Genomic DNA, 16,122 nt, shown 5'->3' on the forward strand with positions numbered 1-16,122 from the left:
AAAAACAGCGCCCAACACTTCCCCGGACGCTGCATGGCAACTTTAATAATCTCGCCTTATCAGAAAGTAATTACGCCTTTAATTAACTCACGATTGTTAATCACATCGCGCTCGTAGGTTTCTGCCAGCGTGGCGAACGGATAGCGATGGGTTAACATCATGTCAGCAGTGATTTTTCCTTCCGCCATCAGTCGACCGACTTTAGCAAAATCTTCCGGCGTGGCGTTGCGGCTGCCCATCATCGTCGTTTCTTTTTTATGGAATTCCGGATCGGAGAACTGCAACTCACCTTTAAACAGGCCGACAAATACCACCGTGCCGCCGTGACGAATCAAATTCACGGTGTTATTCATCGCATGTTGATTACCTGTCGCGTCGATCACTTTCTGCGCCAGCGAACCACCAAACTGCGCCCGTAGCTGCGCGTCAAAATCTTCGGCTGACGGGTCCAGTAAAGGTAATTCCAGACGCGTTGCCACATGTTCACGGCGCGCCGGACTGGTATCCGCCACCACCACCTGTGCGCCATCGGCTTTAGCGATTGCCGCCGCGCCCAGACCGATTGGCCCCGCCCCGACCACCAGCACCTGCTCGCCGGGAGCAATGGCTGCGCGACGCACCGCATGAGCGCTAATAGCGAAAGGTTCAATCAATGCTGCCGCCTGCGGGTCAATACCGTCTGCGGGCAAAATGTTCGCCACCGGCACGCTCAAATACTCACTAAAACCGCCATCCTGATGCACGCCAATGACTGAAATTTTTTCACAGCAATTGGTACGCCCGCTTTTACACGCCGGGCATTGCTGACAGGCAACATAAGGGATCACAGCAACTTGCTGACCATTTTTAAGATCAGCAATATTTTTACCCAGCCCAACAATCTCCCCACATATTTCATGGCCTAAAACACGTGGATAACTAAAAAATGGTTGATTTCCACCCCAGGCATGAATATCGGTACCGCAAATCCCGACAGACTTAATTTTTATTAATGCTTCATTGTCACCCGGAATAGGTATCTCGCGTTGTTTCCAGACTAATTCTTTCGGCTGCTGGCAAATTAAAACATTCATCGTAGACATGATTCGGCTCTCCACTTTTTGTTGCCTTAGATATCAATGAAAATGAAAAATGGCAGCGGAACGGAAAATCTTTTTTGTGAAAACACACGCATAAAAATGTTTTAAATCGGGTTTTAATGGACTCACAAGGAGGAAAATATGAGTCGTTCACAAAATTTACGCCACAATGTGATTAACCAGGTCATTGATGATATGGCGCGGGGTCATATCCCTTCCCCACTTCCATCGCAAAGTGCGCTGGCGGAAATGTACAACATCAGCCGCACCACAGTGCGTCATATTCTCAGCCACTTACGCGAATGCGGCGTCTTGACGCAGGTTGGAAACGACTATGTTATTGCGCGTAAACCTGACCATGATGACGGTTTCGCCTGTACTACCGCTTCAATGAGTGAACAAAACAAAGTGTTTGAGCAGGCTTTTTCACGATGATAAACCAGCGCCAGTTACGCCCAGGGGAAACGTTTTCTGAACTGCAACTGGCTCGGGCCGCGGGTGTCAGCCCGGTTGTAGTAAGAGAATATCTTTTAAAATTCGGCCGTTATAATCTTATTCACAGCGAAAAGCGCGGCCAGTGGAGCATGAAGCAATTCGATCAATCCTACGCCGAGCAGCTGTTTGAGCTACGCGAAATGCTCGAAACACATTCACTTCAGCACTTTCTCAACCTGCCTGATCATGATCCCCGCTGGCTGCAGGCGAAAACCATGCTCGAACGTCATCGGCTACTGCGTGACAACATCGGCAATAGCTTTCGCATGTTCTCGCAACTTGACAGAGATTTTCACTCCTTACTGCTTTCAGCTGCCGACAATATCTTTTTTGATCAATCGCTTGAGATCATCTCAGTCATCTTTCATTTTCACTATCAATGGGACGAAAGCGATCTTAAACAGCGCAATATCATTGCCGTCGATGAGCATATGACCATTCTCAGCGCTCTGATTTGCCGCAGTGACCTTGATGCCACCCTTGCGCTCCGTAACCATTTGAATTCAGCTAAACAATCAATGATTCGATCCATTAATGAGAACACGCGTTATGCTCATTAAGTACGGATTAAAAACAGCAAACTATTAGCGGGTGCACGGTTTTATCAAAAGATAAATACCGGGAAATTCCCGCTTACCTATGCTCACAATCAGTCGACTAAAAATGTTTTTGTGAGCGGTAGTAAAGTCCTAAAACTTTAACCTGCCGTTAATGTCAACCTTGCGTAATGCACAATTACGTAAACAATTAAAATTATAAATACAGGAGTCCGGCGTGGAAAAAGAAAATATCACCATCGATCCGCGTTCTTCATTTACTCCATCTTCGTCGGCAGATATTCCCGTGCCACCAGATGGATTAGTTCAACGCAGTACCCGAATTAAACGCATTCAAACCACCGCCATGTTGTTATTATTTTTTGCGGCGGTAATCAATTATCTCGACCGCAGTTCGCTGTCGGTAGCAAATTTAACGATTCGTGAAGAATTGGGATTAAGTGCCACCGAAATCGGCGCTTTGCTCTCCGTGTTTTCACTCGCTTACGGGATTGCGCAACTTCCTTGCGGCCCACTATTGGATCGTAAAGGCCCACGCCTGATGCTGGGACTGGGGATGTTCTTCTGGTCACTGTTCCAGGCAATGTCTGGCATGGTGCACAACTTTACGCAGTTCGTGTTGGTGCGTATCGGTATGGGGATTGGTGAAGCGCCGATGAACCCATGCGGTGTAAAAGTCATTAACGACTGGTTCAACATCAAAGAGCGCGGACGCCCGATGGGCTTCTTCAACGCAGCTTCTACCATTGGCGTTGCCGTAAGCCCACCGATTCTGGCGGCGATGATGCTGGTGATGGGCTGGCGCGGGATGTTTATTACCATTGGTGTACTGGGGATTTTTCTCGCCATCGGCTGGTATATGCTCTATCGCAACCGCGAGCACGTAGAACTGACTGCCGTTGAGCAAGCTTATCTCAATGCAGGTAGCGTCAATGCCCGCCGAGATCCGCTCAGTTTTGCCGAATGGCGCAGCCTGTTCCGTAACCGTACAATGTGGGGAATGATGCTCGGATTCAGTGGCATCAACTACACTGCGTGGCTGTATCTGGCCTGGCTTCCTGGTTACCTGCAAACAGCCTATAACCTGGATTTAAAAAGCACAGGGTTGATGGCGGCTATCCCTTTCCTGTTTGGGGCTGCCGGGATGCTGGTCAACGGTTACGTTACCGACTGGCTGGTCAAAGGGGGAATGGCTCCGATTAAAAGCCGTAAGATCTGCATTATTGCCGGGATGTTCTGTTCTGCCGCCTTTACGCTGATAGTACCACAAGCGACAACATCCATGACGGCGGTTCTGCTGATTGGCATGGCACTGTTCTGTATTCACTTTGCCGGAACATCCTGCTGGGGCTTGATCCACGTCGCAGTTGCTTCTCGCATGACTGCGTCGGTGGGCAGTATCCAGAACTTTGCCAGCTTCATCTGCGCCTCTTTTGCGCCGATCATTACTGGTTTTATTGTTGATACCACCCACTCATTCCGTCTGGCACTAATCATCTGCGGTTGCGTCACCGCAGCGGGGGCACTGGCGTACATCTTCCTGGTTCGTCAGCCGATCAACGACCCACGTAAAGATTAATCTCCTTATGCCCGATAACATTTTGCTTATCGGGCATTTTCATGGCGATTAAAATGTTTCCCAGTTCTCCTCGCTATCTGCCACGGCCATTTTACGCGGCGCAGCTGGCGTCACGGTTTTTACCACAGCCGATGTTTCACGCTGCTGTTGCTGAATCCGGAACACTGCCACTGCTTCGGTCAGGCGACTGGCCTGCTCTTCCAGCGCGGCGGCGGCAGCGGCAGACTCTTCCACCAGCGCGGCGTTCTGTTGAGTTACCCGGTCCATCTCAGCAACCGCTAAGCCAACCTGATCGATACCACGGCTCTGCTCATCAGAAGCAGAAGCAATTTCGCCCATAATGTCCGTCACGCGGGTCACGGCGCTGACAATCTCCGCCATTGTTTCCCCGGCGCTTTCGACCAGCGTAGAGCCAACATCCACTTTCCCCACCGAGTCTTCAATCAGGCTTTTAATTTCACGAGCCGCCTGGGCGCTGCGCTGGGCCAGATTACGCACTTCTCCCGCGACCACCGCAAAACCGCGCCCTTGCTCACCCGCACGCGCAGCCTCAACCGCCGCGTTCAAAGCCAGAATATTGGTCTGGAAGGCAATGCCGTCAATTACGCTGATAATATCGGCGATTTTCTGCGAACTGGTGGAGATATCGCGCATAGTCTGCACCACGTTATCTACCACTTTACCGCCGCGTTGCGCCGTTTCAGAAGCACTTAACGCCAGATGGCTGGCCTGGCGCGCATTTTCGGCGTTCTGCTTCACCGTTGCGGTCAGTTGCTCCATGCTGGCTGCCGTCTCTTCCAGCGAAGCGGCCTGTTGCTCGGTGCGCGAAGAGAGATCGTTATTGCCGGTGGCGATTTCGCTGGCACCGCTATAGATGGCATTGGCCCCGTTGCGCACATCACCGACGGTACGCATCAGCTCTCCCTGCATATGGCGCAAACTCTCTGCCAGTTGCCCCATCTCATTAGAGCCATCCACCTCAATCGGTTTCACCAGATCGCCGCCTGCAATATGACGAATGCTGTCAATCAGGCGATTCATTGGCGCTACCAGCGAGGCTTTAATACCGAACCAGACGGCGAAGATGACCGCCAGTACGACGATCATCACGCCCACCAGAATCCACATCGCCTGGCTGTAGGAGGCATTGTTATCGCTGACGGCGATATCATAGAGCCGATCGTTTTGCTCCATGTAAGCCACATACTGCTTCTCGAAACCGTCCTGATATCCCTGGGTCGGCTGATCAAAGAACTCGTTGATTTTGCCTGCACCTAATAGTTGGATCAGCTCCGCCAGCGCATTGTGATAAATATCGTAATTACGTTTGATCTCTGCCGCTGCGGCGGTGCTCTGACGCGGGTCACGCGGCAACGCTTCGTAATCTGCCCAGTTTTTTTCCGCCTGTTTCAGCGAAATACTGGCACTCTGCATCAGCTCAGCAACGGTTGAACCGCTACCAATATTATTCTGATCCATCATGTAGCGGATACCCGCGCGGTTGAGGGTGTTACGCGTCTGCAACAACGCGACCCAGCTGCCATTCAGCGTGGATTGCTGCTGGCGAATGGTTTGTAAAACAGTGAAATTTTCTTTGTCATTCTTTAAGGCATTAAAGAACAGACCGCCTGATGTCAGTTGTAAAAGGCCAAAAACGGCCAAAACCAGCAGTAAGCTGGTCACGATCTTGATACGTTTTAACATGGTTTCTCTTTCCTGTGGACCGATGCAAGATTTTCGGCCTGGAAAGCAAAAACTTTATGAAAAGGTGTAACCCGCCATCCATGGAAAAACCAGGCGCTGGTTATCAGATACTAAAAAGTTATTCATTATCGCCCGGGATGTCTTCTTGTCGGGAATTGCCCAGAGCAATAAATTCCTCTAACAGATGGGTTAACTGTTGCATTTTCTCGGCAGTAAACTGAGCTTCAATCTGCCGATAGGCTTCTTCAATCTGTGTCTGAGCGCGGTTATACAGCGCCTGCCCCTCTTTGGTCAGCGAGATATAGAGCTTCCGCTGATCATTGATCGGCTTTAATCGCAACACTAAACCGTCGCGTTCCATCCGCGTGAGGATCCCGGTCAGGCTTGGGCGCAAAATGCAGGCGCGATACGCCAGATCGTGAAAATCCATTGATGGGCTTTCCGCCAGAATACGCACGATGCGCCACTGTTGCTCAGTCAAATTATGCCGTTTAACGATTGGGCGAAAATAACTCATCGCCGCTTCTCGCGCCTGGAGCAACGCAATGGTTAGTGAGTCGTGCATTATCTTTCCCCTGAAAAATTCAAAATCATTAATATAGAAACAATTAATCATCACGTTACCGGGACTGAGCTGCCCCCGCAATTCTTCATTTTATCAAAATTGATGATATTTTATTAACTTACTGATATTTAATATTTTATTATCTTTAAATGTAAATAGTTTGTTAATTAGATCACATTTACATCACTTACTTTTGCCAAACTACGCAATCGGGAATAAAAGTAATCATTAACATATTAATGATTAAGATGATCGAATCCGAGGAGTGGTAATGAAAGGCACTATCTTCGCCGTAGCGTTGAACCATCGCAGCCAGCTTGATGCATGGCAGGACGCGTTCCAGCAATCCCCCTACAAAGCCCCGCCTAAAACTGCGGTCTGGTTTATTAAACCGCGCAATACGGTGATTGGTTGCGGTGAACCGATTCCCTTTCCACAGGGTGAAAAGGTACTGAGCGGTGCGACAGTTGCGTTGATTGTGGGAAAAACGGCGACGAAAGTACGTGAAGAAGATGCGGCAGAGTACATCGCCGGATATGCGCTGGCTAACGACGTCAGCCTGCCAGAAGAGAGCTTTTACCGCCCGGCAATCAAAGCAAAATGCCGTGATGGATTCTGCCCCATTGGCGAAACCGTGGCTCTCAGCAATGTCGATAATCTGACTATCTATACCGAGATCAACGGGCGTCCTGCCGATCACTGGAACACCGCCGATTTACAACGTAACGCCGCACAGTTGCTGAGTGCCCTGAGCGAATTTGCCATGCTGAATCCAGGCGATGCCATTCTGCTCGGCACGCCACAGGCGCGCGTGGAAATACAGCCAGGCGATCGCGTGCGTGTTCTCGCAGAAGGTTTCCCGCCGCTGGAAAATCCGGTAGTGGACGAACGTGAAGTGACCACGCGCAAGAGCTTCCCAACGCAGCCACACCCGCACGGCACGCTGTTTGCCCTCGGCCTGAACTACGCCGACCACGCCAGCGAACTGGAATTTAAGCCACCGGAAGAGCCGCTGGTGTTCCTGAAAGCGCCGAATACCCTCACTGGCGATAACCAGACCTCCGTTCGCCCAAACAATATTGCATACATGCACTACGAAGCGGAGCTGGTGGTGGTGATTGGCAAGCAGGCGCGTAACGTCAGCGAAGCCGATGCCATGGATTATGTCGCGGGCTACACCGTGTGTAACGACTACGCCATTCGCGACTATCTGGAAAACTACTACCGCCCTAACCTGCGGGTAAAAAGCCGCGACGGACTGACGCCGATGCTTTCAACCATCGTGCCGAAAGAGGCGATCCCGGACCCGCATAATCTGACCCTTCGCACCTTCGTCAACGGCGAGTTACGCCAGCAAGGCACCACCGCCGATCTGATCTTCAGCGTGCCCTTCCTGATCGCCTACTTAAGCGAATTTATGACCCTGAATCCGGGCGACATGATCGCCACCGGCACACCAAAAGGCTTATCTGACGTAGTGCCTGGCGATGAAGTAGTGGTGGAAGTAGAAGGCGTGGGCCGCCTGGTGAACCGAATTGTGAGTGAGGAAACAGCGAAATGAAAAAAGTAAATCATTGGATCAACGGCAAAAATGTTGCAGGTAACGACTACTTCCAGACCACCAATCCGGCAACGGGTGAAGTGCTGGCGGATGTGGCCTCTGGCGGTGAAGCGGAGATCAATCAGGCGGTAGCGGCAGCGAAAGAGGCGTTCCCGAAATGGGCCAATCTGCCGATGAAAGAGCGTGCGCGCCTGATGCGCCGTCTGGGCGATCTGATCGACCAGAACGTGCCAGAGATCGCCGCGATGGAAACCGCGGACACCGGCCTGCCGATCCATCAGACCAAAAATGTGTTGATCCCACGCGCTTCTCACAACTTTGAATTTTTCGCGGAAGTCTGCCAGCAGATGAACGGCAAGACCTATCCGGTTGACGACAAGATGCTCAACTACACGCTGGTGCAACCGGTAGGCGTTTGTGCGCTGGTATCGCCGTGGAACGTGCCGTTTATGACCGCCACATGGAAGGTCGCGCCGTGTCTTGCGCTGGGCAATACCGCGGTGCTGAAGATGTCGGAACTCTCCCCGCTGACCGCTGACCGCCTGGGTGAGCTGGCGCTGGAAGCCGGTATTCCGGCGGGCGTGCTGAACGTGGTACAGGGCTACGGCGCAACCGCAGGGGATGCGCTGGTTCGTCATCATGACGTACGTGCCGTGTCGTTCACCGGCGGTACGGCCACCGGGCGCAACATCATGAAAAACGCCGGGCTGAAAAAATACTCCATGGAACTGGGCGGTAAATCGCCGGTGCTGATTTTTGAAGATGCCGATATTGAACGTGCGCTGGACGCTGCCCTGTTCACCATCTTCTCAATCAACGGCGAACGCTGCACCGCCGGTTCGCGCATTTTTATTCAACAGAGCATCTATCCAGAATTCGTTAAACGCTTTGCCGAACGCGCCAACCGTCTGCGCGTGGGCGATCCGACCGATCCGAATACCCAGGTTGGGGCGCTTATCAGCCAGCAGCACTGGGAAAAAGTCTCCGGCTATATCCGTCTAGGCATTGAAGAAGGCGCAACCCTGCTGGTGGGCGGTCCGGATAAACCGTCCGACCTGCCTGCGCACCTGAAAGGCGGCAACTTCCTGCGCCCAACGGTGCTGGCGGACGTAGATAACCGTATGCGCGTTGCCCAGGAAGAGATTTTCGGGCCGGTCGCCTGCCTGCTGCCGTTTAAAGATGAAGCCGAAGGCTTACGCCTGGCAAACGACGTGGAGTACGGCCTCGCGTCGTACATCTGGACACAGGATGTCAGCAAAGTGTTACGCCTGGCGCGTGGCATTGAAGCAGGCATGGTGTTCGTCAACACCCAGAACGTGCGCGACCTGCGCCAGCCGTTTGGCGGCGTAAAAGCCTCCGGCACCGGGCGTGAAGGCGGTGAGTACAGCTTCGAAGTGTTCGCGGAAATGAAGAACGTCTGCATTTCCATGGGCGACCATCCAATTCCAAAATGGGGAGTCTGATATGGGTAAGTTAGCGTTAGCCGCCAAGATCACGCACGTACCGTCGATGTATCTCTCTGAACTGCCAGGGAAAAACCACGGTTGCCGCCAGGGCGCGATCGACGGGCATAAAGAGATCAGCAAGCGTTGCCGGGAAATGGGCGTCGATACCATTATCGTTTTCGACACCCACTGGCTGGTCAACAGTGCTTATCACATCAACTGTGCAGACCATTTTGAAGGCGTCTACACCAGCAACGAGTTGCCGCATTTTATTCGCGACATGACCTACAACTATGAGGGCAACCCGGAGTTGGGGCAGCTTATTGCCGATGAAGCCTTAAAGCTCGGCGTGCGGGCAAAAGCGCACAACATTCCCAGCCTGAAACTGGAATACGGCACGCTGGTGCCAATGCGCTACATGAATGAAGACAAGCACTTCAAAGTGGTCTCCATCTCCGCATTCTGTACCGTTCACGATTTCGCCGACAGCCGCAAGCTGGGCGAAGCGATTCTGAAAGCGATCGAACAGTACGACGGCACCGTGGCGGTCCTTGCCAGCGGTTCGTTATCGCACCGCTTTATTGACGATCAGCGTGCGGAAGAAGGGATGAACAGCTACACCCGCGAGTTCGACCGCCAGATGGACGAGCGCGTGGTGAAGTTGTGGCGCGAAGGCCAGTTCAAAGAGTTCTGCAATATGCTGCCGGAGTACGCCGACTACTGCTACGGCGAAGGCAATATGCACGACACGGTGATGCTGCTGGGGATGCTCGGGTGGGATAAATATGACGGCAAGGTGGAGTTTATCACCGAGCTATTCCCAAGCTCTGGCACCGGTCAGGTTAACGCTGTTTTCCCGCTGCCCGCGTAAGGAACCACCATGCCGCACTTTATCGTGGAATGTACTGAAAATATTCGTCAAGAAGCCCGCTTACCTGAGCTGTTTGCCAGTGTTAACACTGCACTGGCGGCGACGGGGATTTTTCCGCTTGGGGGAATACGTAGCCGGGCGCACTGGATCGATACCTGGCAAATGGCTGATGGCAAGCACGATTACGCCTTTGTGCATATGACGCTAAAAATCGGCAGCGGACGCAGTCTGGAAAGCCGTCAGGAAGTGGGCGAAATGCTGTTTGATCTGATTAAAACGCACTTCGCCTCACTGATGGAGAGCCGTTACCTGGCGCTTTCATTTGAGATTGCAGAGCTGCACCCGACGTTGAATTTCAAACAGAACAACGTACACGCGTTGTTTAAATAAATTTGTACCAGCTTCCAGGCCGGATGATAAGGCGCAGCCGCATCCGGCAATGCCACAGGATATCGCTATGTTCGACAAACACACCCACACCCTGATCGCCCAGCGTCTGGATCAGGCAGAAAAACAGCGCGAACAGATCCGCGCGATCTCGCTGGATTACCCGGAGATCACCATCGAAGACGCTTACGCGGTGCAGCGTGAATGGGTTCGACTGAAAATCGCCGAAGGTCGCACGCTGAAAGGCCACAAAATCGGCCTGACCTCGAAAGCGATGCAGGCCAGCTCGCAGATCAGCGAACCGGATTACGGTGCACTGCTGGACGACATGTTCTTCCACGATGGCAGCGATATCCCGACCGATCGCTTTATCGTGCCGCGCATTGAAGTGGAGCTGGCTTTTGTGCTGGCAAAACCGCTGCGTGGACCAAACTGCACGCTGTTCGACGTTTACAACGCCACGGACTATGTGATCCCGGCGCTGGAGCTGATCGACGCTCGCTGCCACAACATCGATCCGGAAACCCAGCGCCCGCGTAAAGTGTTCGACACCATTTCTGATAACGCCGCCAATGCCGGGGTGATCCTCGGTGGTCGTCCCATTAAGCCCGATGAGTTGGATCTACGTTGGATCTCCGCCCTGATGTATCGCAATGGCGTGATTGAAGAAACCGGCGTCGCCGCTGGCGTGCTGAATCATCCGGCAAACGGCGTGGCCTGGCTGGCGAACAAACTCGCCCCCTATGACGTACAACTGGAAGCCGGGCAAATCATTCTCGGCGGTTCGTTCACCCGCCCGGTTCCGGCGCGTAAGGGCGACACCTTCCACGTCGATTACGGCAACATGGGCTCCATTAGCTGCCGCTTTGTTTAAGGAGAGAACGATGGAAAACAGTTTTAAAGCGGCGCTGAAAGCAGGCCGTCCGCAGATTGGATTATGGCTGGGGCTGAGCAGCAGCTACAGCGCGGAGTTACTGGCCGGAGCAGGATTCGACTGGTTGTTGATCGACGGTGAGCACGCACCGAACAACGTACAAACCGTGCTCACCCAGCTACAGGCGATTGCGCCCTATCCCAGCCAGCCGGTAGTACGTCCGTCGTGGAACGATCCGGTGCAAATCAAACAACTGCTGGACGTCGGCACACAAACCTTACTGGTGCCGATGGTACAAAACGCCGACGAAGCCCGTGAAGCGGTACGCGCCACCCGTTATCCCCCCGCCGGTATTCGCGGTGTGGGCAGTGCGCTGGCTCGCGCCTCGCGCTGGAATCGCATTCCTGATTACCTGCAAAAAGCCAACGATCAAATGTGCGTGCTGGTGCAGATCGAAACGCGTGAGGCAATGAAGAACTTACCGCAGATTCTGGACGTGGAAGGCGTCGACGGCGTGTTTATCGGCCCGGCGGATCTGAGCGCCGATATGGGTTATGCCGGTAATCCGCAGCACCCGGAAGTACAGGCCGCCATTGAGCAGGCGATCGTGCAGATCCGCGAAGCGGGCAAAGCGCCGGGGATCCTGATCGCCAATGAGCTACTGGCAAAACGCTATCTGGAACTGGGCGCGCTGTTTGTCGCCGTCGGCGTTGACACCACCCTGCTCGCCCGCGCCGCCGAAGCGCTGGCAGCACGGTTTGGCGCGCAGGCTACAGCGATTAAGCCCGGCGTGTATTAATGCCGGATGCGCTGCACTTATCCGGCCTACACTCGCACCAAACCGTAGGCCGGATAAGGCGTTTACGCCGCATCCGCCATAAACCTTGTCGTACCCTACAAAAATCCCATTAGAGGAAGAAAAATGAGCGACACCTCACCTGCCATACCGGAGAGTATCGATCCGGCGAATCAGCATAAAGCGCTGACTGCCGGACAACAGGCGGTTATTAAGAAGCTATTTCGCCGCCTGATCGTCTTTCTGTTCGTGCTGTTTATCTTCTCGTTCCTTGATCGCATCAACATCGGCTTTGCCGGACTCACGATGGGACGCGACCTCGGTCTGAGCGCCACCATGTTTGGCCTCGCTACCACCCTGTTCTACGCCGCTTATGTCATCTTCGGCATTCCCAGCAACATTATGCTGAGTATTGTCGGTGCACGGCGCTGGATCGCCACCATCATGGTGCTCTGGGGCATCGCCTCTACTGCTACCATGTTTGCCACTGGCCCCACCAGCTTATACGTACTGCGTATACTGGTTGGCATTACCGAAGCCGGCTTTCTGCCTGGCATTCTGCTCTATTTAACCTTCTGGTTTCCGGCCTACTTCCGCGCCCGTGCCAACGCCTTGTTTATGGTGGCAATGCCGGTAACGACAGCGTTGGGATCGATCGTTTCCGGCTACATTTTGTCGCTGGATGGCGTAATGGCATTAAAAGGCTGGCAGTGGCTGTTTTTGCTGGAAGGCTTCCCGTCGGTATTACTCGGCGTCATGGTGTGGTTCTGGCTTGATGACTCACCGGACAAAGCTAAGTGGCTGACGAAAGAAGACAAAAAATGCCTGCAAGAGATGATGGATAACGATCGTCTGACGCTGGTTCAGCCAGAGGGAGCCATCAGCCACCATGCCATGCAACAACGCAGCATGTGGCGGGAGATCTTCACTCCGGTGGTGATGATGTATACCCTGGCGTATTTCTGCCTGACCAACACACTTAGTGCGATCAGCATCTGGACACCGCAGATCCTGCAAAGCTTTAATCAGGGCAGCAGTAATATCACCATCGGCCTGCTGGCCGCCGTACCGCAGATTTGTACCATTCTCGGGATGATCTACTGGAGCCGTCACTCAGATCGCCGCCAGGAACGAAGGCATCACACCGCCCTTCCTTATTTGTTCGCTGCCGCTGGTTGGTTACTGGCTTCGGCAACTGATCACAACATGATCCAGATGCTGGGGATCATTATGGCTTCGACCGGATCATTCAGCGCAATGGCGATTTTCTGGACAACACCGGATCAGTCCATCAGCCTGCGGGCACGAGCGATCGGTATTGCGGTGATCAACGCCACTGGCAACATTGGTTCAGCATTAAGTCCGTTTATGATCGGCTGGTTGAAAGATCTGACCGGCAGCTTTAACAGTGGATTGTGGTTTGTTGCCGCGCTGCTGGTGATTGGTGCAGGGATTATCTGGGCAATTCCAATGCAGTCCTCCCGTCCGCGAGCGACCCCGTAAGGAACGACGATGTGTGACCGTCAGATTGCCAATATTGATATCAGCAAAGAGTACGATGAAAGCCTGGGCACGGACGATGTGCATTATCAGTCGTTCGCCCGTATGGCGGCCTTTTTTGGCCGCCATATGCTGCCACATCGCCACGAACAGTACTTTCAGATGCATTTCCTCAATAGCGGACAGATTGAGCTACAGCTTGACGATCATCGCTACTCGGTGGAAGCGCCCCTGTTTGTCCTGACGCCGCCGTCAGTACCTCATGCGTTTATTACGGAGTCTGACGCCGACGGTCATGTGTTGACGGTACGGGAAGATCTGATCTGGCCCCTGCTGGAAGTTCTTTATCCAGGCACTCGGGAAACCTTCGGCCTGCCGGGGATTTGCCTGTCACTGGCAGATAAACCCGACGAACTGGCGGCGCTGGAACACTATTGGCAACTGATAGAGCGGGAATCGGTAGAACAACTGCCTGGTCGGGAACACACCCTGACGCTCCTGGCACAGGCAGTGTTCACCCTACTGCTGCGTAACGCAAAACTTGACGATCATGCCGCCAGCGGAATGCGCGGAGAATTAAAACTGTTCCAGCGTTTTAATATGCTGATTGAAAGCCATTTTCATCAGCACTGGACAGTACCGGATTACGCTAACGAACTGCATATCACCGAATCCCGCCTCACGGACATCTGCCGCCGCTTTGCCAACCGTCCGCCAAAACGGTTGATTTTCGACAGGCAGCTGCGAGAAGCCAAGCGGCTGCTGCTGTTTTCTGATAACGCCGTGAACAATATTGCCTGGCAACTCGGTTTTAAGGATCCGGCTTATTTTGCGCGCTTTTTTAATCGTTTAGTCGGTTGCTCGCCCAGTGCTTATCGTGCCAAAAAAGTACCTGTGACGTGAAAATCCCTTAGCCTTAACGGGAAACCAGGCACCACCTGCTATTCCCCTTTCTCCGCCTGGAGCAAGGGGATTTAGTAACGTTAAAAATCGCTAAAAGCGACCTCGATCACAAAACCGTACCCGACCTGAAAAGTACCAGCCATTGTCCCAAAAGTGTCTTCCCGTAATCGCCCCTGCAAGCTTCAATTGAATAACAAAAACAACACACAAAATTAACAATCGTATTCCGATTAATACTGTAGAGGTCGACATGAAACCAGAAGATTTCCGCGCCAGTACCCAACGTCCTTTCACCGGGGAAGAGTATCTGAAAAGCCTGCAGGATGGTCGCGAGATCTATATCTATGGCGAGCGAGTGAAAGACGTCACCACTCATCCGGCATTTCGTAATGCGGCAGCGTCTGTTGCCCAGCTGTACGACGCACTGCACAAACCGGAGATGCAGGACTCTCTGTGTTGGAACACCGACACCGGCAGCGGCGGCTATACCCATAAATTCTTCCGCGTGGCGAAAAGTGCCGACGACCTGCGCCAGCAACGCGACGCCATCGCTGAGTGGTCACGCCTGAGCTATGGCTGGATGGGCCGTACCCCAGACTACAAAGCCGCTTTCGGTTGCGCACTGGGCGCGAATCCGGGCTTTTACGGTCAGTTCGAGCAGAACGCCCGTAACTGGTACACCCGTATTCAGGAAACTGGCCTCTACTTTAACCACGCGATTGTTAACCCACCGATCGATCGTCATTTGCCGACCGATAAAGTGAAAGACGTTTACATCAAGCTGGAAAAAGAGACTGACGCCGGGATTATCGTCAGCGGTGCGAAAGTGGTTGCCACCAACTCGGCGCTGACTCACTACAACATGATTGGCTTCGGCTCGGCACAAGTGATGGGCGAAAACCCGGACTTCGCACTGATGTTCGTTGCGCCAATGGATGCCGATGGCGTGAAATTAATCTCCCGCGCCTCTTATGAGATGGTCGCGGGTGCTACCGGCTCGCCATACGACTACCCGCTCTCCAGCCGCTTCGATGAGAACGATGCGATTCTGGTGATGGATAACGTGCTGATTCCATGGGAAAACGTGCTGATCTACCGCGATTTTGATCGCTGCCGTCGCTGGACGATGGAAGGCGGTTTTGCCCGTATGTATCCGCTGCAAGCCTGTGTGCGCCTGGCAGTGAAATTAGACTTCATTACGGCACTGCTGAAAAAATCACTCGAATGTACCGGCACCCTGGAGTTCCGTGGTGTGCAGGCCGATCTCGGTGAAGTGGTAGCGTGGCGCAACACCTTCTGGGCATTGAGTGACTCGATGTGTTCAGAAGCAACGCCGTGGGTCAACGGGGCTTATTTACCGGATCATGCCGCACTGCAAACCTATCGCGTACTGGCACCAATGGCCTACGCGAAGATCAAAAACATTATCGAACGCAACGTTACCAGTGGCCTGATCTATCTCCCTTCCAGTGCCCGTGACCTGAATAATCCGCAGATCGACCAGTATCTGGCGAAGTATGTGCGCGGTTCGAACGGTATGGATCACGTCCAGCGCATCAAGATCCTCAAACTGATGTGGGATGCTATTGGCAGCGAATTTGGTGGTCGTCACGAACTGTATGAAATCAACTACTCCGGTAGCCAGGATGAGATTCGCCTGCAGTGTCTGCGCCAGGCACAAAACTCCGGCAATATGGACAAGATGATGGCGATGGTTGATCGCTGCCTGTCGGAATACGACCAGGACGGCTGGACTGTGCCGCACCTGCACAACAACGACGATATCAACATGCTGGGTAATGACTC

12 protein-coding genes and 2 pseudogenes are annotated in these 16,122 nt (G+C 53.2%); 11 read left to right on the forward strand and 3 right to left on the reverse strand.

The window, feature by feature from the left end:
• Positions 1 to 59: 59 nt before the first annotated feature.
• Positions 60 to 1,082, reverse strand: a complete 1,023-nt coding sequence (lgoD, locus tag KXD89_RS18935; RefSeq protein WP_000106030.1) for an L-galactonate oxidoreductase — start codon at positions 1,080 to 1,082, stop codon at positions 60 to 62.
• A gap of 138 nt (positions 1,083 to 1,220) precedes the next feature.
• On the opposite strand from lgoD, the pseudogene KXD89_RS18940 reads away from it, so the two are divergent.
• A pseudogene (locus KXD89_RS18940) lies at positions 1,221 to 2,134 on the forward strand (FCD domain-containing protein).
• Positions 2,135 to 2,348: 214 nt separating this feature from the next.
• Positions 2,349 to 3,710 (forward strand): MFS transporter, encoded by a 1,362-nt coding sequence (locus tag KXD89_RS18945; protein ID WP_000410113.1) that lies wholly within the window; start codon positions 2,349 to 2,351, stop codon positions 3,708 to 3,710.
• Between the two features lie 48 nt (positions 3,711 to 3,758).
• Here KXD89_RS18945 and tsr read toward each other — a convergent pair whose 3' ends face one another.
• Both tsr and hpaR read right to left on the reverse strand, forming a co-directional pair.
• Positions 3,759 to 5,414, reverse strand: a complete 1,656-nt coding sequence (gene tsr, locus KXD89_RS18950) for a methyl-accepting chemotaxis protein (RefSeq protein WP_000919572.1) — start codon at positions 5,412 to 5,414, stop codon at positions 3,759 to 3,761.
• A gap of 118 nt (positions 5,415 to 5,532) precedes the next feature.
• On the reverse strand, positions 5,533 to 5,979 hold the full coding sequence (gene hpaR, locus KXD89_RS18955) for a homoprotocatechuate degradation operon regulator HpaR (protein ID WP_000543916.1): 447 nt from the start codon (positions 5,977 to 5,979) through the stop codon (positions 5,533 to 5,535).
• A gap of 271 nt (positions 5,980 to 6,250) precedes the next feature.
• Between hpaR and hpaG the strand changes: the two genes are divergently transcribed.
• From hpaG to hpaB, 9 genes and pseudogenes are all read left to right on the forward strand, one after another.
• A complete protein-coding gene (gene hpaG / locus KXD89_RS18960; RefSeq protein WP_000679064.1) occupies positions 6,251 to 7,540 on the forward strand; it encodes a 4-hydroxyphenylacetate degradation bifunctional isomerase/decarboxylase in 1,290 nt (429 codons plus the stop codon).
• Positions 7,537 to 9,003 carry a 5-carboxymethyl-2-hydroxymuconate semialdehyde dehydrogenase gene (hpaE, locus tag KXD89_RS18965; protein WP_000757515.1) on the forward strand — a complete coding sequence of 489 codons (1,467 nt, stop codon included), beginning with the start codon at positions 7,537 to 7,539 and terminating at the stop codon, positions 9,001 to 9,003. The genes hpaG and hpaE overlap by 4 nt, the downstream gene beginning before the upstream one ends.
• A 1-nt stretch (position 9,004) precedes the next feature.
• Complete coding sequence (hpaD, locus tag KXD89_RS18970) at positions 9,005 to 9,856, forward strand: 3,4-dihydroxyphenylacetate 2,3-dioxygenase (protein ID WP_000516990.1); 852 nt, start codon at positions 9,005 to 9,007, stop codon at positions 9,854 to 9,856.
• Positions 9,857 to 9,865: 9 nt separating this feature from the next.
• Positions 9,866 to 10,246, forward strand: a complete 381-nt coding sequence (locus tag KXD89_RS18975) for a 5-carboxymethyl-2-hydroxymuconate Delta-isomerase (protein WP_001119872.1) — start codon at positions 9,866 to 9,868, stop codon at positions 10,244 to 10,246.
• A 67-nt stretch (positions 10,247 to 10,313) separates the two neighbouring features.
• On the forward strand, positions 10,314 to 11,117 hold the full coding sequence (hpaH, locus tag KXD89_RS18980) for a 2-oxo-hept-4-ene-1,7-dioate hydratase (RefSeq protein ID WP_000459750.1): 804 nt from the start codon (positions 10,314 to 10,316) through the stop codon (positions 11,115 to 11,117).
• A gap of 10 nt (positions 11,118 to 11,127) precedes the next feature.
• Positions 11,128 to 11,916 (forward strand): 4-hydroxy-2-oxoheptanedioate aldolase, encoded by a 789-nt coding sequence (gene hpaI / locus KXD89_RS18985; protein ID WP_000431701.1) that lies wholly within the window; start codon positions 11,128 to 11,130, stop codon positions 11,914 to 11,916.
• A gap of 123 nt (positions 11,917 to 12,039) precedes the next feature.
• Positions 12,040 to 13,416 (forward strand): 4-hydroxyphenylacetate permease, encoded by a 1,377-nt coding sequence (gene hpaX / locus KXD89_RS18990; RefSeq protein ID WP_001285764.1) that lies wholly within the window; start codon positions 12,040 to 12,042, stop codon positions 13,414 to 13,416.
• A 9-nt stretch (positions 13,417 to 13,425) separates the two neighbouring features.
• Positions 13,426 to 14,316 carry a 4-hydroxyphenylacetate catabolism regulatory protein HpaA gene (hpaA, locus tag KXD89_RS18995; RefSeq protein ID WP_000332891.1) on the forward strand — a complete coding sequence of 297 codons (891 nt, stop codon included), beginning with the start codon at positions 13,426 to 13,428 and terminating at the stop codon, positions 14,314 to 14,316.
• Positions 14,317 to 14,566: 250 nt separating this feature from the next.
• Positions 14,567 to 16,111 (forward strand): annotated as a pseudogene (gene hpaB / locus KXD89_RS19000) (4-hydroxyphenylacetate 3-monooxygenase, oxygenase component); the annotation flags it as partial.
• Between the last annotated feature and the right edge of the window lie 11 nt (positions 16,112 to 16,122).

This window comes from Escherichia sp. TC-EC600-tetX4, from assembly GCF_019356055.1.
Taxonomy (GTDB): Bacteria; Pseudomonadota; Gammaproteobacteria; order Enterobacterales; family Enterobacteriaceae.